This window comes from Corynebacterium atrinae (assembly GCF_030408455.1).
In the GTDB taxonomy this organism is placed as follows: domain Bacteria; phylum Actinomycetota; class Actinomycetes; order Mycobacteriales; family Mycobacteriaceae; genus Corynebacterium; species Corynebacterium atrinae.
Genome location: NZ_CP046977.1, coordinates 2,489,319 through 2,512,399, shown reverse-complemented (window position 1 = coordinate 2,512,399; position 23,081 = coordinate 2,489,319). Strand labels below are relative to the sequence as shown.

Annotated in this window: 10 protein-coding genes and 1 CRISPR repeat array; of the genes, 9 read left to right on the top strand and 1 reads right to left on the bottom strand. The window is 63.0% G+C overall.

Going from position 1 to position 23,081, the window contains the following annotated elements; genetic code table 11:
* The first annotated feature begins 122 nt into the window (after window positions 1-122).
* From cas3 to cas2e, 8 genes are read left to right on the top strand one after another with little or no spacing between them, the layout of a single operon-like run.
* Window positions 123-2,972, top strand: coding sequence for a CRISPR-associated helicase Cas3' (gene cas3 / locus CATRI_RS12230; protein ID WP_290217979.1), 2,850 nt, complete (start codon window positions 123-125; stop codon window positions 2,970-2,972).
* A gap of 46 nt (window positions 2,973-3,018) precedes the next feature.
* Window positions 3,019-4,689, top strand: a complete 1,671-nt coding sequence (casA, locus tag CATRI_RS12225; protein ID WP_290217976.1) for a type I-E CRISPR-associated protein Cse1/CasA — start codon at window positions 3,019-3,021, stop codon at window positions 4,687-4,689.
* Window positions 4,686-5,315, top strand: coding sequence for a type I-E CRISPR-associated protein Cse2/CasB (gene casB / locus CATRI_RS12220; protein ID WP_290217975.1), 630 nt, complete (start codon window positions 4,686-4,688; stop codon window positions 5,313-5,315). Before casA ends, casB begins: the two co-directional genes overlap by 4 nt.
* 24 nt (window positions 5,316-5,339) lie before the next feature.
* On the top strand, window positions 5,340-6,473 hold the full coding sequence (gene cas7e / locus CATRI_RS12215; protein ID WP_290217973.1) for a type I-E CRISPR-associated protein Cas7/Cse4/CasC: 1,134 nt from the start codon (window positions 5,340-5,342) through the stop codon (window positions 6,471-6,473).
* A gap of 2 nt (window positions 6,474-6,475) precedes the next feature.
* Window positions 6,476-7,174, top strand: coding sequence for a type I-E CRISPR-associated protein Cas5/CasD (gene cas5e / locus CATRI_RS12210; protein WP_290217971.1), 699 nt, complete (start codon window positions 6,476-6,478; stop codon window positions 7,172-7,174).
* Window positions 7,171-7,821 (top strand): type I-E CRISPR-associated protein Cas6/Cse3/CasE, encoded by a 651-nt coding sequence (gene cas6e, locus CATRI_RS12205; protein WP_290217968.1) that lies wholly within the window; start codon window positions 7,171-7,173, stop codon window positions 7,819-7,821. The genes cas5e and cas6e overlap by 4 nt, the downstream gene beginning before the upstream one ends.
* Window positions 7,822-7,823: 2 nt before the next feature.
* Entirely contained in the window at window positions 7,824-8,768 is a 945-nt protein-coding gene (gene cas1e / locus CATRI_RS12200; RefSeq protein WP_290217966.1) for a type I-E CRISPR-associated endonuclease Cas1e, read from the top strand.
* Window positions 8,765-9,100, top strand: coding sequence for a type I-E CRISPR-associated endoribonuclease Cas2e (gene cas2e / locus CATRI_RS12195; RefSeq protein WP_290217964.1), 336 nt, complete (start codon window positions 8,765-8,767; stop codon window positions 9,098-9,100). The genes cas1e and cas2e overlap by 4 nt, the downstream gene beginning before the upstream one ends.
* Window positions 9,101-9,173: 73 nt before the next feature.
* Window positions 9,174-21,956: a CRISPR direct-repeat array (repeat unit 28 nt; unit sequence GTGCTCCCCGCGCCAGCGGGGATGAGCC).
* Window positions 21,957-22,060: 104 nt separating this feature from the next.
* Here cas2e and CATRI_RS12190 read toward each other — a convergent pair.
* The gene (locus tag CATRI_RS12190; protein ID WP_290217961.1) at window positions 22,061-22,192 is read right to left on the bottom strand and encodes a hypothetical protein; all 132 of its coding nucleotides are present in this window, start codon (window positions 22,190-22,192) and stop codon (window positions 22,061-22,063) included.
* Between the two features lie 461 nt (window positions 22,193-22,653).
* Here CATRI_RS12190 and CATRI_RS12185 point away from each other — a divergent pair, with 461 nt between their 5' ends.
* Window positions 22,654-23,079 carry a pyrimidine dimer DNA glycosylase/endonuclease V gene (locus CATRI_RS12185; protein WP_290217959.1) on the top strand — a complete coding sequence of 142 codons (426 nt, stop codon included), beginning with the start codon at window positions 22,654-22,656 and terminating at the stop codon, window positions 23,077-23,079.
* Window positions 23,080-23,081: the final 2 nt, after the last annotated feature.

Genomic DNA, 23,081 nt, shown 5'->3' with positions numbered 1-23,081 from the left:
TCAACGTATCCCGTGCTGAGAGGGGGTGTAAAGTTGAATTCTTCCGGAACATCATTTGAACTTCATAACTATTTGTCATCCAGCAATTGACGGAATTAAGTAGTCCGCCTAGCATGTGAATCATGAGCTTAAAGCGAGTAGTCGACACTCAAGAGGTGCAGTTCGAACGCATGGAGCAATTCCTGGCCAGTGCTTCGGATCCGCTTAAGTCATTGTGGGCCAAGTCGGGCGACGAGACTGGGTGGCTTCCACTGGTTCAGCACCTGGCCGATGCCTCTTGTGTGGCGGGATGTCTGTGGGATAACTGGATGTCGGATTCGCTGAAACGGTACCTGGCAGACAAAATCGGTGTCGAAGAGTGCAATGTCCGAACACTGATCACATTTGTGGCGGGAACACACGATGTTGGCAAAGCGACGATGAAGTTCGCTCGCCAAATTGAGTTGAAAGAGCCTGGTAGGGACATTGTTGAGGGGATCGCGGACGCGGGAATTCCCTTGGCTATGTCCAGGGCAGAATATGAGTCAACGCAATTCCCGCACGGGCTGGCAGGGGAGGTCATCCTTAAGGACTGGTTGGTGGAACGCGGCTGCCCGAAAAAGCTCGCGTCATCGATCAGCTCAATTGTCGGAGCCCATCATGGAGTTGCATCCCAAGACGATGACAAGAAACCAGCGCGAGCTCTGCTAGAAGACTATCCGCAAGAGTGGAAAGCCTTGCAGGTCGAGATTCTGGAAGGGATCTCGAGGGCCACGGGCATTTGGGATGTCGTGTCTAAACTGCCGAAGAGGCTGAACGCAGACTCGACCATGCTGATCACTGGTCTGATTGTTATGGCTGACTGGATTGCCTCCAATGCTGATGCGTTTCCCATGGTAGTTAGAGGAAGCCTATCGGATCGAGTCCGCGAAGGAATGGACTCGATCGATCTCACCTCGCCGTGGAATCCACCTGAAATGGAGGGTGTTGAGGTAGACGAGTTTTTCCGGCACGCCTTTGGATGGCCTGCGACATTGAGTGCGAGACCTATCCAGAAGGCAGTTTTCGACGCATTGGAGACAATCGAGGGGTCTTGTTTAGCAATCATCGAAGCTCCCACCGGTGAAGGGAAGACCGAGGCTGCACTTGGGTTAGGTCAAATGCTAGCGGCTCGATCGGGAGCGCAAGGGCTCCTTCTGGCCACTCCAACCATGGGCACTTCCAATGGGCTGTTTTCTCGAACCTTAGACTGGGCGGAAAGGAGTACTCCCGAATCGACCATCACGTCCATGAACTTGGTGCACTCCCGAAAGCGGTTTTCTGCTGAGTACGAAAAGCTACGCTGGGCTCAGCCGCGGGGTATCGGGGAGGACACGCACAACGATCATGGATCGGTAGTCGCCAGTCAGTGGCTTAACGGGCCTAAGAAGGCACTGTTGTCCAACTTCGTCGTTGCCACAGTGGATCAGGTGTTGATGATGGTTCTCCAGATGCGGCATTCCATGTTGCGTCACATGGGCCTTGCGGGGAAGATCATCATTATCGACGAAGTCCACTCTTATGACCTCTACATGGGGAGCTACCTCAAACTGGCGCTTCGATGGCTAGCTCGCTATCGCGTCTCCGTTATCTTGCTAAGTGCCACATTGCCGGGTCAAACCAAGTCTGACCTCATCGAAGCCTACTCAGGTGAAAGCTCCGGAGTCCTCCCAGAGAATCTTTCTACGGGATACCCATTGTTGACGGTGGCTGACCGCCGAGGAATCCAAGAATTCCCCGTCGTCCAACGTCCGACCGACTTGGTAGCTGAAGTATCGATAATTCCTGACGGGTTGGATGAGCTAGAGAGTTTAGTAGCAGATCTTTACTCAGATGGAGGGTGTCTCCTCATTATCTGCAATACAGTCCGACGAGCGCAGGAAACCTACCACTCCTTGGCGTCAACCTACCCCGAACAAGTTGAGCTTCACCACAGTGCATTCATGGCTGCTGAACGGGCCCAGAAAGAAGACAAACTGCGCGAGGAACTAGGCCCTCACCTACATCGTGGTGAGGGGCGCCCGACGCATCGGATCGTGGTGAGCACCCAGGTTGCGGAGCAAAGTCTCGACATAGATGCCGATGTGCTCATCAGTGACATTGCACCCATGGATCTACTGATCCAAAGGATTGGAAGGATTCACCGCCACGTCCGACCCGAATCCGATCGCCCGCTGAAGCTACAAAAGCCGAAGGTGTTCATTCGGGCTATCGAACAGAAAGAACCAGTACCAAAATTTGAGGCTGGCAGCGCTGCCGTCTATGAACCAGCAATTCTCCTTTCCACCCTGGCAAAACTACCGCGTGTCTTCCGTCGGCCGGACGATGCGCCTGCGTTGGTGCAGTCAGTTTACAGTCCTGATTTTGAACCTCCCGAGGCCTGGACAGAAGAGTACTCGCTGGCGCATTCGGCGATGGTGCAACGCCAACAGCTGGCTGAGCTTCGCGCGAAGACTTTTCAGATCCCTTATCCAAAGTTAGCCAGCGGGCTTTCCCAACTGTTTGAGAGATATTCCAAGCAGATGGAGCAGGCGTTGAAGAGCGAAGAGGCAGGAGCTGCACAGGTCCGAGATACAGATCCCACCTTTGAGGTAGTGCCAATCATTGCGACTTCCTACGGGTACCGGGTAATCCCTTTCCTTGGGGGCGAAGAGATTTCCCCCGAGTTGATGGATGATGCTGAGCTTGATTATCAGACCGCGTTTCGGCTTGCTTCCTCGGTGCTTAGGCTTCCGTCCCGATTTAGCAAATACGACCGAGTCTTCGATGTGGTCATCGAGAAGCTGGAAAAGGAGACACCCGTCGGCTGGAAGAATCACTACCTCCTCAAAGGACAAGTTGCACTTCGACTTGATGAATCCGGTGAGATAGAGCTTGATGGGGTCGTGTTGCGCTATAGCTCAGAACGTGGCCTCGAGGTTGTGGAAAATAGGTCGTGGAAAGGGAGCGAGTGAAGCAAGAAGCATGTATTAATAGATTCAAGAATTGGAGAAGGGAACTATGAACGAGCCACCTACGTTTTCACTGCTAACTGAGCCATGGATCAAATGCGTTACCGCTGATGGTCGGTTGGTTCAGCTAGGTATTCGAGAGATCTTTGATGGAAGTAAAGAGATTAGAGGCCTTCGGGGTGATTCTCCCCCACAGGATTACGCGGTACTGCGCCTGCTCCTGTCGATCTATTGGCGGGCTCACCGCACGGAGGTCCAGGTTTCAGCGGGAAGCACTTTTGATTTCAGCGACTGGTTTGATGATGAGCTTGAGCGGCTAGCTCAACCGGACACGGCGGTTTCTGCCTACCTCGACCAGTATGAAGAGCGGTTTGACTTACTGCACTCATCTAAGCCATTCATGCAGGTAGCTGATTTGCGAACCCCCAAGGATTCAACCTCTCCGGTCCGAAGAATTGTGCCTGAGCTAGAAAGCGGGTACTTCTCCATGCGGGCAGGTACCGGGCGGGAAACTCTAGGTCTGGATGAGGCCGCGCGCTGGCTGGTCTATGCCCAAGCATATGACTACTCGGGGATTAAGTCTGGGGCAGTGGGTGATGAGCGAGTCAAAGGCGGTAAGGGCTATCCCATCGGCACTGGTTGGACGGGGCGTACGGGTGGCACCGTGGTCTTGGGAGCTGACCTGCGACAAACGATGTTGCTAAACACCACGCTCCCTGCTTTGGCCGAAGAAGAAGATAGGCCGGTGTGGGAGCGGAATCCCGACACCGCGGCCGAGCGCCACGTTCCACAGCCAGATGGCGCGGGTGAGCTTTCGGGACCGCAGGGCCCAAATGACCTCGCGACATGGCAGAGCCGACGAATCCGTTTGTATGTAGAAGGTGACCGCGTGGTTTCGGCCTTGGTCAGCAACGGCGATCGAATTCCAGATGCCGGAGCAAATGTTCTCGACGACCCCATGACTCCATACCGCTTCAGCAAGAACCAGTCGAAGAAGGACAAGATCGTCCACTATGCACAGCCCTTCGACCCAGATCGGACGATGTGGCGATCTCTGGAACCGTTGATTTCTTTAGATCGGGACCCCGGATTCGACGGAAAGAACGTCGCCCCCAAGCGGCCCAAGAACTTGTCCCAGCTCGCTGAATTGGCAGCTAATGACGTCGACGTTCCTTCGCCACTCAACGTGGAACTGGTTTCGGTGGCCTACGGTCCCCAGGACTCTTCGGTAGCTACCACTGTTTCTAGCCGAATCGAGCTTCCGGTGGCCTTGCTTGAGCCGGAGGCTGCCAAGCTACGGGCGGAAATAATTAATACTGCCGACGCGACTCGAGACTCTGCTATCGCACTGGGACAGTTTGCCGGACAACTTCTGCAGGCGGCGGGTGGTGAGTACGAGTTCCAGCCGACTCACACGGACGGTGTGCTTGCAGAATTGGAACCGCGCTTCATTGAGTGGCTCGGTCAGTTAGAGGCACAGAGCGTCAAGGCTTACTCAGCGGTGTGGCAAGAGCAGGTAAAACACACGATCCTCGAACGGGCCACTGAGATTATGCGAGGCGCCGGGCCTAAGGCACTCGCCGGCCGAGAAGTGAAGAACCCTGATGGCAACACCACGCGAATCCTCTCGGCCGGATCCGCCTACCGGATGCTCCAAGGGCGTCTGAAGAAGATCCTCACCCTCATTGACCCAGACATTGCTCCAAAGGAGAAGAAGTGACCAATTCACCCCCAGATGGCCCAGAGCGCGATTCCCTTTTCGGGTCAGTCGGCGCAACGGCGACCAGGCTTCAATCTCAGTACCTAGGAGAGAAAGGAGAACGCCTACAGGCGCAAGCGCGGGGAATCTTAGCCGAGCTGCGTCGCCGAGCGGGGCAACCAATTGAGCAAGATCCACTGTCGCTGGAAAAGACCCTCATGGTGTTGACCCCTGCGCTCAATGAAAACTCGCTAGGACGCACCGATGCACCGTCGCGGTCAGAGTCGGCAGCATTTCATGCACTCAGTCTGTTCGCCCTTCATATGCAAAGTGCTACACATCCCATGCACCAAAGAGGAACGAGCTTCGCTTCTGCCTGCGGCCGGTTGTACGCAATGAGTGAGTCAGCTTCCCTCAAGCCCAGATTTGATGCACTTTTGCTCGCCCGTTCATCTCGTTCACGCTTGTCCCATACGCGGTCGATGATCACATTGCTCCGCGGGTCGGGTCTCGGGTTTGACTACGCCCAGTTTGCTAACGATCTGCGGTCCCTTGATAGCGCAGAGCGCCGCCCGGGCGTACTGCTGCGCTGGGGCCGAGATTTCGCCATGGGGCGCTTCTCCGCTGACTCTTCCACATCCTCCTAAAAACTCTCACCTGAAAGGTTCATCATGTCGCTTGTCATCGATATCCATGCCCTCCAGACCCTTCCGCCCAGCCTCATCAACAGAGATGACACTGGAGCTCCGAAATCCGCAATTTACGGTGGAGTTCCACGCCAGCGAGTCTCTTCCCAAGCGTGGAAGCGGGCCATCCGCAAGGAATTCGAGAACAATTTTGACTCCGTCAGCATTGGCTACCGGACCAAGTCCGTCGTGGAGCTGGTAGTGAAGAAAGTCCAGGAACTCGGTGATGACAGCTGGACAGATGATCGCGCATCGAAGGCAGCTGAGCAAGCCTTTAAGGTTGCCAAAATCAAGTTGGTAGAGCCCAAAACCAGGGACGAGGATTCAGAGGAGGAGAAGCGTCGGGTGTTCCAGGAAACCGGATACCTGTTGTTCCTCAGTCCTCGTCAAATTGAGAACCTCGCTCGCGCCATCATTGAGGCAAATGGTGAGAAGTTGGGGAAGCCAGAAGTGGCCAAACTCATTGACTCAGCCCACAGCGTCGATATCGCCATGTTCGGTCGCATGGTGGCCGATGAGCCTGCCTACAATGTTGATGCATCCGTCCAGGTTGCACACGCTATTGGCATTCATGAGTCCGAGCCGGAGTTTGATTTCTTTACGGCGGTCGACGATGTCGTAGAAGACCGGGATGAGGTCGGTGCCGGCATGATGGGCACCGTGCAGCTCATGTCGTCCACGTTGTATCGGTTTGCCACCGTGGATCTTGATTCCCTCTCTGAGAACCTGGGAGATCGGGAAGCTGCAATTACTGCTTCCCTGGCATTCCTTCGTGCCTTCATCACCAGCCTGCCTACGGGAAAGCAAAACACTTTTGCCCACAATACGGTACCGGAGCTGGTCTACATCACTGTCCGTGATGGTCGATCAATTTCTCTAGTCAACGCTTTCGAATCTCCCGTCAGTGCTTCCGCGAACGTCGGACGTCGACAGGCCGGAGCGCAGGCGATGGCCGAAGAGGAAAAGTTCATCGAGTCTGAGTATGGGTTCAGTCCTTCTGCCGCCTTTGTGCTTGGTCATGGTGATTTGACCGGAGCATTCGAGTCTATTGCGACAAAGACGACGCTGCCGAGCCTCGATGATCACGTCCGTAACGCAATTTCCGGGTCGGGTGCCTAGCCATGCCCCATTCCCTTCTCTTGCTGCTGAAAGGCCCCATGCAGTCATGGGGTGATTCCAGCCGCTACAAACAGCGAACCACCGGACAGGTACCGACCAAGTCCGGAATCATTGGCCTTCTGGCTGCCGCCGAAGGACGCCGTCGCACTGATGCTGTTGAGGACTTGGCGGAGTTAACACTCGCAGTACGGGTTGACCAGCCCGGAAGCCTGCTGCGGGACTATCAGACGGCGCAAGCAGAGTCAGCGAAGCACGCAAGCCTGGTCACTCGCTACTATCTCTCCGATGCCACTTTTGTCGCTGCCGTGGAGAGCCCTCACCGTGAGATTCTTGATGGGTTGGCTGCGTCACTGCGGAATCCGCGCTACCCTCTTTACCTCGGTCGACGAAGCTGTCCCGCACCAGCGAACTTGGTGTTGAAGGTAGTTGATCAATCTGCGTCGGAGGCTTTGCGGTCAGAACCATGGCACGCCTCCGACTTTCACAAAAAGGCGCGAGCTAAGAACGTGGAACTTCCGATCTATCGGGATGCACTTCCCGGCGAAACCGGAGTTGCGCGTCAAGATGTTCCAGTCTCCTTTTCTCAGGAACACCGTATATATAGCTGGAGGGAGGTCATTCTCGAAACTCCGGGAGTGACCTTGTCGAATGATCTGGGCACATCAGTCGATCCGTTTTTTGAGACGGTGATCTCCGCATGAGTACCTTGACTCGTATCTACCTAAACCCACGGAAGCGGGGAGGTAGAAAGCTCTTGTCCAATCCCGAGGCGATGCATGCCGCTGTACGGTCAGCCTTCCCTCCCGATATTGATACTTCATCGTCCCGTATTTTGTGGAGGGTGGACTCCCAGGGTGACGAGCATGTTCTTTATATTGTCGGTCCGGAAAAACCAGATGCTTTTCATATCGTTGAGCAGGCTGGTTGGGAAACCCGCCCCCCACAAAGTGCTGACTACCAGCGGCTTCAGGATTCGCTTCTGCAGGGTCAACACTGGCGTTTCGGTCTAGTGGCAAATCCGGTGTCGTCAATTGCCGGTGCTCGTGGTACTCGCGGTAAGGTCACGGCGCATGTCACTGCTGATCAGCAACTGGCCTGGCTGGCGCGGAGGGCAGACGGTGCAGGCTTCCGCTTGCTTGACGACGCCGTCGTAGTCGGCCGTGAAAGAGTCACCTTCAAGCAGGTTAAAGGTGACTCCTCCCGAAAAGTCTCCCTCGCGACAGCTCGATTCACTGGGACACTAGAAGTGACCAACACAGATGCTCTTCGGAGGACGCTCACTCAAGGTATCGGTAGAGCTCGGGCTTATGGCTGCGGCCTACTCACCTTGGCTCGGGTTGAAAAATAGCCATGACGACTCCCAGTGAGATTCCCATTGTCCGTAAGGAACTGGCCCGAGTAGAGAGCAGAATCTGCTTCCTCTACGTCGAGCGTGCGGTGGTAAACAGGGAGAACAATGCCCTCACTATCACCGATAGGCGTGGTACAGCTCATGTTCCTGCCACTACCTTGGCTGCGTTAATGCTCGGCCCGGGTACCCGAATAACCTACGCGGCCATGGCATTGCTGGGAGACTCGGGCACTTCAGTGGTTTGGACGGGAGAAAAGGGTGTTCGCTACTACGCTCATGGTCGTCCACCAGCGAAAACCTCGAGGAATGCCGAAGCTCAAGCTGCAATAGTCAGCAACCAGCGACGGCGATTGGCATGTGCTCGAGAGATGTATTCCTTGAGGTTTTCCGGGGAGGATGTTTCAACGAGCTCAATGGCGCAGTTGCGCGGTCGAGAAGGTGCAAGGATGAAGCGCATCTACGCGCAGGAGTCGGAGCGCACTGGAGTCTATTGGAATCGGAGGAACTATGATCCGAACGATTTTGACTCGGCTGATCCTATTAACCGTGCTTTAACAGGGGCGAATGCCGCCTTGTACGGCATCGCGCACTCGGTCATCGCGGCCTTGGGCTTCATCCCATCACTAGGGATTGTGCATAGCGGGACAGATCGAGCATTTGTGTATGACATCGCCGATCTGTACAAGGCACAGATTTCCATTCCTGCAGCTTTTGATGCTGTGGCTGAAGCCAGCTTCGATGCCGTCACACAGGTTAGACGAAAGGTGAGGGAAAAGGTGGTCGAGTTCCGGCTGATGGAACAAATGGTGAGAGACCTGCACAACCTCATGCGGACAGAAGACGACCTGGACAGCATTGATGTCGAGCTGATGCTTTGGAATGAATTGGAGGTCATTGCGGCAGGAGTGAACTGGGCCGAACCCGAAGATGTCGATACTCAATGATCGTTCTAGTGGTGACTGCTTGCCCAGCAGGTCTGCGGGGTGATCTAACGAAGTGGCTAATGGAAATCACTCCAGGGGTCTTCGTCGGCCAGCCATCTGCACGTGTTCGAGATTTGCTCTGGGAGCGAACGATAGATCTTTGTCGGGATGGTCGCGCGTTACTGGTGCACAACTCGAATTCTGAACAAGGGATGGAGTTTCGCACTCACCGACATGATTGGACTCCCACTGACTTCGACGGCATGAGCTTGATGCTCAGGCCTGCCAAGAGAGCCGCTGAGAGACGAACTGGCTGGAGCAACGCTCGTAGGTATCGGAAGAACCGATCGTAACTTGCGCAACCTTCTGATGATAAAGTTAGACCGGCACGGCGGTTTCCTTACGTGAAACCGCAGGTAGGTAAGTGTGCTCCCCGCGCCAGCGGGGATGAGCCGTCACCTTCGATTATGTTGTGACGGTTTTGGAGGTGCTCCCCGCGCCAGCGGGGATGAGCCCTCCCCGGTGCTTGGCCTGGGTGATACTCGTGCGTGCTCCCCGCGCCAGCGGGGATGAGCCCTCTCCCCCGCGGCGCAGTGGCTGTACTTCCTGGTGCTCCCCGCGCCAGCGGGGATGAGCCCTGGCCGCCGACATGATCTTCGTCATCCCCACCGTGCTCCCCGCGCCAGCGGGGATGAGCCGTTGATGCGTTCTTCGATGGCGATGAACGCGGCGTGCTCCCCGCGCCAGCGGGGATGAGCCCCTGAGAAGTCATCTCGGAGAACTTTCACTGTCGTGCTCCCCGCGCCAGCGGGGATGAGCCCTTCCATAGCAAACAAGGGGAGCATGATAACAAGTGCTCCCCGCGCCAGCGGGGATGAGCCCGCTTCTCCATCGCCCCCTACCGGCTGGAAGGCGTGCTCCCCGCGCCAGCGGGGATGAGCCGGCCGTGGAGACTCAAACTGCGAAGGCAAACGCGTGCTCCCCGCGCCAGCGGGGATGAGCCTTGCTCGGTGCGAATGTTCCGGTTCAGATTCATGTGCTCCCCGCGCCAGCGGGGATGAGCCCCGGAGTCAGCGATCCACACCGTGGGATTGTCGGTGCTCCCCGCGCCAGCGGGGATGAGCCGCGCCCATCACGAACCGACTCATAGTTTGTGATGTGCTCCCCGCGCCAGCGGGGATGAGCCGTGTCCATTGAGGTTATGAAAACTCGTCAGGCGGTGCTCCCCGCGCCAGCGGGGATGAGCCGGCCCCAGACCAGGGGATCGGGCAGGCTATTGAGTGCTCCCCGCGCCAGCGGGGATGAGCCCCAATGCTGATCATCCCCGCACCCTGGGCAAGCGTGCTCCCCGCGCCAGCGGGGATGAGCCCTTCGTCACCGCCGTAGCATCATCCTCATTTTCGTGCTCCCCGCGCCAGCGGGGATGAGCCGCCGATGATGGTGCGCTCCCGGCGCGGTGTGTGGTGCTCCCCGCGCCAGCGGGGATGAGCCAGTTCACCACCGTCGGGCATGGTGAATTCTCTGTGTGCTCCCCGCGCCAGCGGGGATGAGCCGGTGAGGTTGTTCGCCTTGGTGCTATCGCGCTGGTGCTCCCCGCGCCAGCGGGGATGAGCCGCTCAAAGCCCTCATCCACTAACCCCTGTGTGGGTGCTCCCCGCGCCAGCGGGGATGAGCCCGAGCGGGAGATCATCGCATGGAAAAACCGACAGTGCTCCCCGCGCCAGCGGGGATGAGCCTTAAAAAGGTCGGCACCGGTGTCCTCTTGGGGGGTGCTCCCCGCGCCAGCGGGGATGAGCCCTCAAAGCGCCCGGACAAAAACCCCGACCCCTCGTGCTCCCCGCGCCAGCGGGGATGAGCCGTCAGCCCCGTGGTCTTGTTCCCAGTCGAGGATGTGCTCCCCGCGCCAGCGGGGATGAGCCCCCCTTCCAGGGCTTCGCCGAGCCACGTGTGAAGTGCTCCCCGCGCCAGCGGGGATGAGCCGAGATCCTCATGGTCGAGGATGTGAGGAAGCCAGTGCTCCCCGCGCCAGCGGGGATGAGCCGTCTTCAAAGACCGGCTGCAGGCGTGCTGACCAGTGCTCCCCGCGCCAGCGGGGATGAGCCCTTCCTTCAACCCGTTTTCACCGCCATCGGCGGTGCTCCCCGCGCCAGCGGGGATGAGCCGGCCCGCAGCGAATCAATTTCGGCACCGTCGAAGTGCTCCCCGCGCCAGCGGGGATGAGCCGCCATGAGCGTGGTCTTTTGGTCAGGCCGTACTGTGCTCCCCGCGCCAGCGGGGATGAGCCCCGGGAGGAGGTCTGAGGCAGTTCTTAGGCCCTCGTGCTCCCCGCGCCAGCGGGGATGAGCCGTGCGGGAACAGGCTGGTGGTGATCCAGTTGGGGTGCTCCCCGCGCCAGCGGGGATGAGCCGATCAAGACCATGCTTACCTACCTTATGCGACGTGCTCCCCGCGCCAGCGGGGATGAGCCCTCCGGAGGCGGCCGAAATTTTGAGGGTTTTTCGTGCTCCCCGCGCCAGCGGGGATGAGCCCCCTTCGGGGGGATGAGGGTGGCGAGCTGGTCAGTGCTCCCCGCGCCAGCGGGGATGAGCCGTCCAAGACCCCCGCAACAAGCCCGGCATTATCGTGCTCCCCGCGCCAGCGGGGATGAGCCCCATGACAGGCCGGGGTTGAGATCTTCGGCGAGGTGCTCCCCGCGCCAGCGGGGATGAGCCCGGCGTGTGGGCGGCCTGGTTGATGTTGAGGCAGTGCTCCCCGCGCCAGCGGGGATGAGCCGGAATGGGGAAATGGAACAGTTGATATAGCTAAGTGCTCCCCGCGCCAGCGGGGATGAGCCGTCGTCCCGCATGACATGCAAGCCACCTACGTGGTGCTCCCCGCGCCAGCGGGGATGAGCCGTGACCTACACCGTAATTGACACTGCAACCCGCGTGCTCCCCGCGCCAGCGGGGATGAGCCCGCATGGTGAAGTGTGTAAGTCAATTTCAAAGGGTGCTCCCCGCGCCAGCGGGGATGAGCCGGTCATTAAGGCCCTTAGGTGAGCGTCCGCCCAGTGCTCCCCGCGCCAGCGGGGATGAGCCCGTTCAAGTTCAAGAATCCGAGCGTTACGAACAGTGCTCCCCGCGCCAGCGGGGATGAGCCCCCGGCTTCGGGTCCGGGCAGGGCTGTTGATGAGTGCTCCCCGCGCCAGCGGGGATGAGCCGCGTTGGAAGGTGAGCTACGCGCCTGGCAATCAGTGCTCCCCGCGCCAGCGGGGATGAGCCCGGAATACCCGCCACAATCGCGGCCACCGTCGTGTGCTCCCCGCGCCAGCGGGGATGAGCCCACGGTGTCGGCGGTGGCGACCTGCAGGGCGGGGTGCTCCCCGCGCCAGCGGGGATGAGCCCGTTTCCATAAGAAGACGGTTCTGGTGCTTCAAGTGCTCCCCGCGCCAGCGGGGATGAGCCCAGGCAGAACGTCACCAATCGCCGCCTTCAGATGTGCTCCCCGCGCCAGCGGGGATGAGCCGTCCTCGAAGAGCAAGTCGGAGCCGAAACGGATGTGCTCCCCGCGCCAGCGGGGATGAGCCCTCAACCTTGCCGATGCCCTTAATTAGGGGCACGTGCTCCCCGCGCCAGCGGGGATGAGCCTACGCCGTCTGTGCTGGAAGATGATTTGTCCTAGTGCTCCCCGCGCCAGCGGGGATGAGCCCCCGTCGGTGGCGTTGGTGGATCCGACGATGATGTGCTCCCCGCGCCAGCGGGGATGAGCCCAGTCTGGGAGAACCTCGGTGATCTACCTGCTCGTGCTCCCCGCGCCAGCGGGGATGAGCCCTCACGGGTCACCGCCTTGCGGTAGATCAACCCGTGCTCCCCGCGCCAGCGGGGATGAGCCCCTCGCTTCAAAATCTTCGCGCGACTCACCATGGTGCTCCCCGCGCCAGCGGGGATGAGCCGGGATCAGCATGATTAAGCATGAGGTTGCGGTCGTGCTCCCCGCGCCAGCGGGGATGAGCCTGGCTGCGATTGAGCGGGCTGTCACTCTCATGAGTGCTCCCCGCGCCAGCGGGGATGAGCCCTCGGGCAGGTGCAGGACACCGTGGAGACGCTGGGTGCTCCCCGCGCCAGCGGGGATGAGCCGACCATTGGCTAGTTGACCTAGTCCTTACCGTCGTGCTCCCCGCGCCAGCGGGGATGAGCCCACCAGCCATCGAGATCCGCGATTGACGCTTTTGTGCTCCCCGCGCCAGCGGGGATGAGCCCGGGTCGCAGCAACACTGAAATTCTGAAAACATGTGCTCCCCGCGCCAGCGGGGATGAGCCGGAGTGCCTCGGTGTAGGGCGAGACACCTCGCTGTGCTCCCCGCGCCAGCGGGGATGAGCCCCAGCCCCAGACCCGCCGCCGCGTCAACTCCCGGTGCTCCCCGCGCCAGCGGGGATGAGCCTGTCTGAGCATCCATAGGCATGGCTCCTTTCTGGTGCTCCCCGCGCCAGCGGGGATGAGCCCGGCGGCCTCAACGGGATCGATGATCGGCGTGTGTGCTCCCCGCGCCAGCGGGGATGAGCCCGCCCTGGCATGAAATTCAAACCTTATCCCAGGCGTGCTCCCCGCGCCAGCGGGGATGAGCCCGTCGAGGTAGTAGGAAATCTGAATGACGCGCTCGTGCTCCCCGCGCCAGCGGGGATGAGCCCGCGCCACCGTAACAGGAAAAGTCCGGTGGGTTGTGCTCCCCGCGCCAGCGGGGATGAGCCCGGCGGATTGTCATCACGGGTAGCGCCCGAGGTGTGCTCCCCGCGCCAGCGGGGATGAGCCGTCTTGTGGGAGGCATTTGAAGGCGGCGCTATAGTGCTCCCCGCGCCAGCGGGGATGAGCCCAGAGTTCACGAACGCTTCGTAAGCGGCGCACCGTGCTCCCCGCGCCAGCGGGGATGAGCCGCACTCATTTCCCTTTTTGTTCACGGCGATTTTGTGCTCCCCGCGCCAGCGGGGATGAGCCCAATGTCACGCGAATTCATGGTGATGCTCCAATGTGCTCCCCGCGCCAGCGGGGATGAGCCCTGAGATGTGGGAGGGCGACGACACCGCCACCTGTGCTCCCCGCGCCAGCGGGGATGAGCCCGACACACCCAGTGAATTTAATAACATGCTCGCGTGCTCCCCGCGCCAGCGGGGATGAGCCGTTATCCGAATCCGCAGGGTACGAATGGTGCTGGTGCTCCCCGCGCCAGCGGGGATGAGCCCGCTTGGAACTTCTCATCGTGGATTTCACGCCAGTGCTCCCCGCGCCAGCGGGGATGAGCCCAGGTCCAGGGATTGGTTGACACAAATCTCGTAGTGCTCCCCGCGCCAGCGGGGATGAGCCCCCCACCCACGGCAAACGCGTGCTTGACGTATTGTGCTCCCCGCGCCAGCGGGGATGAGCCGGTAGTCGCCGACCTCCTGATATACAGCGGCCGGTGCTCCCCGCGCCAGCGGGGATGAGCCTGGGTAGCGTTCAACGCCGCCGCGATCGCCGAGGTGCTCCCCGCGCCAGCGGGGATGAGCCGGATGAGATTGACGGGGTGTTGGACACCACCCCGTGCTCCCCGCGCCAGCGGGGATGAGCCCCCCACCCACGGTAAACGCGTGCTTGACGTATTGTGCTCCCCGCGCCAGCGGGGATGAGCCCAAGGCGAGTGGGAGAACGCTTCAACCACATTCGTGCTCCCCGCGCCAGCGGGGATGAGCCCCGTCCAGAACCACTTGCGAGCGACTTTGACCAGTGCTCCCCGCGCCAGCGGGGATGAGCCTGGTCAGTCGTGCTGGTGGTGCGGTCTACCGATGTGCTCCCCGCGCCAGCGGGGATGAGCCGCCTAGACGCCTTGCCTACAGCATCCGCCGACGGTGCTCCCCGCGCCAGCGGGGATGAGCCCAAATATGAACCAAATTGCTCGCCGTATGCCCGGTGCTCCCCGCGCCAGCGGGGATGAGCCCTAGCCCAAGGACGTCATTGGCGATGCTTGCGCGTGCTCCCCGCGCCAGCGGGGATGAGCCCTAGCCCAAGGACGTCATTGGCGATGCTTGCGCGTGCTCCCCGCGCCAGCGGGGATGAGCCGCAAGCGCAGGGACATGAGCGTGATCACCTTCGGTGCTCCCCGCGCCAGCGGGGATGAGCCCAGCACCTGATCTGACCAGCCAAACTCGGCGGAGTGCTCCCCGCGCCAGCGGGGATGAGCCCGCTCCGAAATTCACTATTGGCACTGCTACATCGTGCTCCCCGCGCCAGCGGGGATGAGCCCCAGCTCACCGGAAAAGCAGCGTTGTCGCTGGTGTGCTCCCCGCGCCAGCGGGGATGAGCCGTCAGCCCCGTGGTCTTGTTCCCAGTCGAGGATGTGCTCCCCGCGCCAGCGGGGATGAGCCCGACAAGCTGTTTGTGTGGGATGTTGACCCCCGGTGCTCCCCGCGCCAGCGGGGATGAGCCCGCTAAGTCGGCGCACTTGGTGTACGCGTCGAGGTGCTCCCCGCGCCAGCGGGGATGAGCCCGTCTCCTTTGGCAGGTCGAAGCACTCATCAAGGTGCTCCCCGCGCCAGCGGGGATGAGCCGATTGTGGTGAAGTTGGTGAGGTCGTCGGTGAAGTGCTCCCCGCGCCAGCGGGGATGAGCCCTCGGAAACACTGATCGAGGCGTTCCTCGTCGAAGTGCTCCCCGCGCCAGCGGGGATGAGCCCGAAAGGACCACTTAATCATGCCCGATGTTTCCGTGCTCCCCGCGCCAGCGGGGATGAGCCGCCGCCGTCGAGACCGCTACCGGGGTGCGGGCGGTGCTCCCCGCGCCAGCGGGGATGAGCCCTGTCACCAGCGGCCTGGAGCATCTCCTCAACAGTGCTCCCCGCGCCAGCGGGGATGAGCCCCGGACAGGAGTGATGTGTGACACATGTCGGGGGTGCTCCCCGCGCCAGCGGGGATGAGCCCCTTGTCCCCGGCTTTGACCAAGATGCCGTCATGTGCTCCCCGCGCCAGCGGGGATGAGCCGAGTGGATCGCGGACAAGTCGAGGTGCAGCGTTGTGCTCCCCGCGCCAGCGGGGATGAGCCGGCTGCGGAAAATAGTCACGGGGTGAGGCCCTTGTGCTCCCCGCGCCAGCGGGGATGAGCCGCCTTGGCCTAGTGCGGCGCCGAGCCCGCCGGAGTGCTCCCCGCGCCAGCGGGGATGAGCCCAATCTCGACGACTTCTCGATCGAACTGCCCCAGTGCTCCCCGCGCCAGCGGGGATGAGCCGGCGAATCGGGCCATCTCATTTGTTACCTAAAGGTGCTCCCCGCGCCAGCGGGGATGAGCCCGCGATCTCATAGGAGTCGGCGCGTTTCATGGCGTGCTCCCCGCGCCAGCGGGGATGAGCCCGAGGTCCTCCATGCGGAGTGGGGGTGGCGGGCGTGCTCCCCGCGCCAGCGGGGATGAGCCGTCACTCACCACATTTTGCGGACGTGGATGGACGTGCTCCCCGCGCCAGCGGGGATGAGCCGGTCCGTGACACGCTCCGACAGCTTGCCAATACGTGCTCCCCGCGCCAGCGGGGATGAGCCCAACCAAACCTCCGGCTGTCCCGCGCGGCCCCCGTGCTCCCCGCGCCAGCGGGGATGAGCCGATGATAGGGACACGTTTGTCACCGTCGAGAGTGTGCTCCCCGCGCCAGCGGGGATGAGCCGGTGCCCGGGCCGATCAAGCTGGTTATCGGTGCGTGCTCCCCGCGCCAGCGGGGATGAGCCCGCCCTGCGGACCCGCCCACTGATAAGGCTTACGTGCTCCCCGCGCCAGCGGGGATGAGCCGTGGTGACGCTTATCAAGGTCCGTGACACGCTCGTGCTCCCCGCGCCAGCGGGGATGAGCCGAGCTCCGCGATGTCCGTGACCCCGGCTTGGCCGTGCTCCCCGCGCCAGCGGGGATGAGCCGAGGTGTTCACCACGCTTGATGTGACCACACCAGTGCTCCCCGCGCCAGCGGGGATGAGCCGGTTCAAGGTCCGTCTGGGACCTCACCGACACCGTGCTCCCCGCGCCAGCGGGGATGAGCCCGCAGGAGCTCGAGGTGAAGAAGATGATCATCAGTGCTCCCCGCGCCAGCGGGGATGAGCCATTGCCTTCAAGCCCGTCAGCGCCCTTTTGTACTGTGCTCCCCGCGCCAGCGGGGATGAGCCGGCCGTCGACGGGACGATGAAGCCAGTCACGATGTGCTCCCCGCGCCAGCGGGGATGAGCCTGCCCCGTGAGCGTGACCATGGAAGACGGCGAAGTGCTCCCCGCGCCAGCGGGGATGAGCCCTATCTGAAGCTAGTGAGGACGGCAATGATTACGTGCTCCCCGCGCCAGCGGGGATGAGCCGGACAGGGCGCATGCGCCGGTGGAGACCACGACGTGCTCCCCGCGCCAGCGGGGATGAGCCCCAGTCGAGTCCGGGGTTGAGGTCTTCGGCGAGGTGCTCCCCGCGCCAGCGGGGATGAGCCCGCTTCGTAAGCGGCACACCGGGCAGGATCATCGTGCTCCCCGCGCCAGCGGGGATGAGCCGTAGATCGCGTACCGCGACACGCAGGCCCTCCGGTGCTCCCCGCGCCAGCGGGGATGAGCCCTCACTGCCTGGTCCCCGCGTGCTCGATCACCCGTGCTCCCCGCGCCAGCGGGGATGAGCCGTGGGGCGACGTACACCGTCGCGGAATTTCGACGTGCTCCCCGCGCCAGCGGGGATGAGCCGGCCATGGACGCGGCGCACCGCCTCGCCACCGCGTGCTCCCCGCGCCAGCGGGGATGAGCCGCGCCACAATCCTGATTGGCGCTTGAACACCGTGTGCTCCCCGCGCCAGCGGGGATGAGCCGTCTTTGCCGCACGCTGTCTGGGCGTCGATCCAGTGCTCCCCGCGCCAGCGGGGATGAGCCGCCCTTCGGCCCGCCGGTGTGGCGGACCAGGGTGTGCTCCCCGCGCCAGCGGGGATGAGCCCGTCCCGTCCGCCCCCCTGGAGGGCGATCACCTGTGCTCCCCGCGCCAGCGGGGATGAGCCCATTGCGGCGCGAAGCCTTCGTTTTAAGATCCGGTGCTCCCCGCGCCAGCGGGGATGAGCCTCCCCCGTACCGTCCCCTCACCATTCGGGGACCGTGCTCCCCGCGCCAGCGGGGATGAGCCCGCTACGCCGCGACCCACACCACCGTCGACCTCGTGCTCCCCGCGCCAGCGGGGATGAGCCCGTTATTTTCGGTGCAGAACTATCAGGGACGATGTGCTCCCCGCGCCAGCGGGGATGAGCCCGCGGGCTACGGTGTCGTCGCCAATATCGTCGCGTGCTCCCCGCGCCAGTGGGGATGAGCCCACCCAGCCCGTTCGTACCCTGGGGATTTGGGTGTGCTCCCCGCGCCAGCGGGGATGAGCCGGAACTAGCGCCATGAGCATCACAGTCGCCCACGTGCTCCCCGCGCCAGCGGGGATGAGCCGCAAGATGAGTGGCCCCCATCGCACGCCCAGACGTGCTCCCCGCGCCAGCGGGGATGAGCCCGGGACGACGCGCCGACCATGCACTGTTTTTGGGTGCTCCCCGCGCCAGCGGGGATGAGCCCGCTCGTAACCCCTAAGCCGTCTGACCTCGCAAGTGCTCCCCGCGCCAGCGGGGATGAGCCCACCCCCTACGTCCACGCAGTCACCCGCAAAGCGTGCTCCCCGCGCCAGCGGGGATGAGCCCAACCGCAAGTCAAAATCCGGTGTCCCCTACGCGTGCTCCCCGCGCCAGCGGGGATGAGCCCCAGGTAAGCGCAGCGGGCACATCGTCTACGAAGTGCTCCCCGCGCCAGCGGGGATGAGCCCCGAACGCTTCATGTACTGGTCCGCCGTCACCAGTGCTCCCCGCGCCAGCGGGGATGAGCCCCGTTCCGTAGTCGAGCAGCGGGCTAAGCAGATGTGCTCCCCGCGCCAGCGGGGATGAGCCCCCCCAAGGCACCATCCAGCGCCGACGGCCCCGTGCTCCCCGCGCCAGCGGGGATGAGCCCGCCTCGGCCATGGCCTTCGTCCCATCAACGACGTGCTCCCCGCGCCAGCGGGGATGAGCCCGGGGCGATCGTCTATTTCCGCACCCGGACGAAGTGCTCCCCGCGCCAGCGGGGATGAGCCCGCTCTCACGTTGACTTGGGGCATGTCGTGGTTGTGCTCCCCGCGCCAGCGGGGATGAGCCCAAGGACACCAAGTAACCATGACTGTTTCTCAGGTGCTCCCCGCGCCAGCGGGGATGAGCCCACGTCCCAGATGCCCTGCTGGCGGGCTTTCGACGTGCTCCCCGCGCCAGCGGGGATGAGCCGGCGCGGAGCCTGGTCGCCGGGGAGCGCAAGCGGTGCTCCCCGCGCCAGCGGGGATGAGCCGGCCGAGGATGTTGCTCGCTGGCAAACCAACCCGTGCTCCCCGCGCCAGCGGGGATGAGCCGGCGCGGAGCCTGGTCGCCGGGGAGCGCAAGCGGTGCTCCCCGCGCCAGCGGGGATGAGCCGGCCGAGGATGTTGCTCGCTGGCAAACCAACCCGTGCTCCCCGCGCCAGCGGGGATGAGCCGCCGAAGCAGGTGTTTTGGACGGTGGAGAAGCTGTGCTCCCCGCGCCAGCGGGGATGAGCCTGGGTAAGACCAAGGACCGCGCTACAGCCCCGGGTGCTCCCCGCGCCAGCGGGGATGAGCCGTGGGGCGACGTACACCGTCGCCGCATTGCTCGGTGCTCCCCGCGCCAGCGGGGATGAGCCCGGCACCGACTACAACGCCCGCACCATCGCCGGGTGCTCCCCGCGCCAGCGGGGATGAGCCCCCACCTCAAGCCCTCGACCAGCTCCCTCACCGGTGCTCCCCGCGCCAGCGGGGATGAGCCGCACTAATCTCAAAGCGTGCGGCCAAATCCGCAGTGCTCCCCGCGCCAGCGGGGATGAGCCCGTCAACCCCTCGGATAAGCGAGCAATTTCAGCGTGCTCCCCGCGCCAGCGGGGATGAGCCCACCGTCCGCGCCAACGGCACCGTCGACGACTAGTGCTCCCCGCGCCAGCGGGGATGAGCCGCAGGCCCCGGCGTTCATGAGCGCCGATGTGGTGTGCTCCCCGCGCCAGCGGGGATGAGCCCTTGTGTGCACGCTCGATCAACTCATATTCGGAGTGCTCCCCGCGCCAGCGGGGATGAGCCGACCCGACACCATGACCAATGACCACGTCATCGGTGCTCCCCGCGCCAGCGGGGATGAGCCCCTGGCACGATCACCACTTCACCGCGATAGCGGGTGCTCCCCGCGCCAGCGGGGATGAGCCAGGACAGGCGAGACGTAGGCGTTCCACAGTTCGCGTGCTCCCCGCGCCAGCGGGGATGAGCCGGTTGACGTTGAATGTAGACCGGGGCGGTGTAGGTGCTCCCCGCGCCAGCGGGGATGAGCCAGCAGGTCGAGGCGCTGGGCCGGTTGCCGTTCAGTGCTCCCCGCGCCAGCGGGGATGAGCCCATGACCCGCAATCTCCGCGACCGCCACAAGGGGTGCTCCCCGCGCCAGCGGGGATGAGCCCCACTGATGACCACCACCACATCGAATAATGCCGTGCTCCCCGCGCTAGCGGGGATGAGCCCCCGAAAGACGGTCTACGACCTGGTGGGCCGCAGTGCTCCCCGCGCCAGCGGGGATGAGCCCGCACGCACGACATCCGCGCGGTCCAAGAATTGGTGCTCCCCGCGCCAGCGGGGATGAGCCTTAGGGGAATTGCCCCCGCCGTTACGTTCGGTGGTGCTCCCCGCGCCAGCGGGGATGAGCCCGCGATGACGGCCAGGACGACGATCATGATGGGGTGCTCCCCGCGCCAGCGGGGATGAGCCGTATCGACCGACCAACCGACCGACGAATGAAACGTGCTCCCCGCGCCAGCGGGGATGAGCCCAGCCGGTCAGGACAAGCGCCGTCGATGCGAGGGTGCTCCCCGCGCCAGCGGGGATGAGCCGGTGAATATCGGGTTGCGGTCAGAACCTCTCAAGTGCTCCCCGCGCCAGCGGGGATGAGCCCATCGTGACCGGGCGGCCTGCGACGCCGATCCCGTGCTCCCCGCGCCAGCGGGGATGAGCCGGCACGGGAATGGGCTTACGAACTCACTCAAGCGTGCTCCCCGCGCCAGCGGGGATGAGCCGTGGCCACGTCAAGACCGAACGGGACGACGCGCGTGCTCCCCGCGCCAGCGGGGATGAGCCGTTCTTGTCCGACTCCACCCAGCCGCCCAGGTCGTGCTCCCCGCGCCAGCGGGGATGAGCCCTGGTACAAGCCCAGCCCGGCGGACGGGCCGGTGTGCTCCCCGCGCCAGCGGGGATGAGCCCGCGGAGAAACGCCTGGAGAATATCACCGAGCTGTGCTCCCCGCGCCAGCGGGGATGAGCCCTCACCGCCGACCCCTGGACAAATGCCCCGGATGTGCTCCCCGCGCCAGCGGGGATGAGCCGGATACTTCCATGTAGACGAGTTCCCAAGCGCTGTGCTCCCCGCGCCAGCGGGGATGAGCCGGATCTGGATCTTATGGAGCTGCCGGTCGCTGAGTGCTCCCCGCGCCAGCGGGGATGAGCCGGATGAGGCCAGCATGTACATCACCTCCTTGACGTGCTCCCCGCGCCAGCGGGGATGAGCCCGGTGGCCACCTCCTCCCGCCTCAACCCGGCTTGTGCTCCCCGCGCCAGCGGGGATGAGCCCGGCCCAAACTCGATGGGCGGCCCCGGAACGACGTGCTCCTCGCGCCAGCGGGGATGAGCCATGATCATTGTCATCGGTGTGCCCAAAGTCGTTGTGCTCCCCGCGCCAGCGGGGATGAGCCCATTCAAACCGCTTTAGTGGCGCGGGGCCCGGCGTGCTCCCCGCGCCAGCGGGGATGAGCCTCGTCGTGCGCTTGCCGAGATACCCAATGGTAGGTGCTCCCCGCGCCAGCGGGGATGAGCCCTGGCCGTGTCCGTCGCCTAGCACCGTAGTGCTGTGCTCCCCGCGCCAGCGGGGATGAGCCGTACGAGGAAGAGCGCTCGAAGCAGGATGATGAGTGCTCCCCGCGCCAGCGGGGATGAGCCCCGCCGCGGCCCGGACTATGACGAAGACAGCAAGTGCTCCCCGCGCCAGCGGGGATGAGCCCGCGCGAAGTGTGAAGAACATCGTTATGGGCCTGTACTCCCCGCGCCAGCGGGGATGAGTCGGCGCGGCGACGAAGAACACCGGCGCTGTTAGTGTGCTCCCCGAGCTAGCGGGAATGGGCCCAATGTCGCATGAGTCCTTAATGCAATTGCGATCTGTAGTGGTGGGATATGATGGGGGCCGGGCCACGACGTAAGCCGTGGCCCGGCGCACCTGCCTATTTCTGCTAGGCAGGTGCGTTAGCGCGCACAAAGTCGCGGCATTCCGACATGGTGCCAACGAACAGCACCACCGTGGCACGGGTAGCGGTATAGCGGACTACCTGCCATGCGGACGCGCGCACATTTTCGATGTGCATGCGATCACCTCCCATCTAGGCCTATCGGCCCCATCAACCCGCCCCAAGTGATCGGCTCATGGGAGCCGCCCCGGCGAACCGGGGACGGCAATGAGGGGCGGGGCGCAAGGTGTGGCCGCGTGCTTTCCGCGTCGGCGAGGTAGAGCATACGAGCGCTTTCGTATCTCCCTTTGGTTCCCAGTGCTCCCCGCGCCAGCGGGGATGCCCTTTCACATGGGCAAGGAATGGATTGATGGAGTTGTCCGGGACAGGGGTCGTCTATCTCCCTGGAATCGAAGATGTTTAGTGGCAGACTACTCGGCCTCTGTGAAATGCGCCTGGTTGCAAGCTTTGGGGCGGGTAGACACTCGCCAGAGAGCTTCTCATGCCAGTCAGGATCCAACGTGTCGCAAGCTGAGGACGCAGCACCCACCCCGACCTCGATGCATAAGTCACTAGCGATATCCGGGTAGTCTCACGGCATGCGCATTTGGTCTTTCCACCCTCGGTATCTTGATCAGAAAGGTCTGGTCGCTTGTTGGCGGGAGACGCTGCTGGCTCAGAAGGTTCTGCAGGGGCTGACCAAGGGGTATACGAATCATCCGCAGTTGGAGCGCTTCCGAGCTCACCAAGATCCGCTGGCAGCGATTGGGGTTTATCTGCAGGGCATTCATGCGGAGGCGGTGACTCGGGGTTATAACTTTGACGGTTCGAAGATTGTCCACCCGGGGCCGGCTGAACTCATTGATGTCACTGACGGCCAGATGATTTTTGAACGTGGTCATCTGCTGACCAAGCTCACCGTCCGTGATCCGGAGCGGGCCGACGACCTCCCGGAGGGTGTGCTGGATGCGCACCCGCTGTTTCGGGTGGTCGTCGGTGGGGTCGCGAGCTGGGAGCGCCCTTAGCT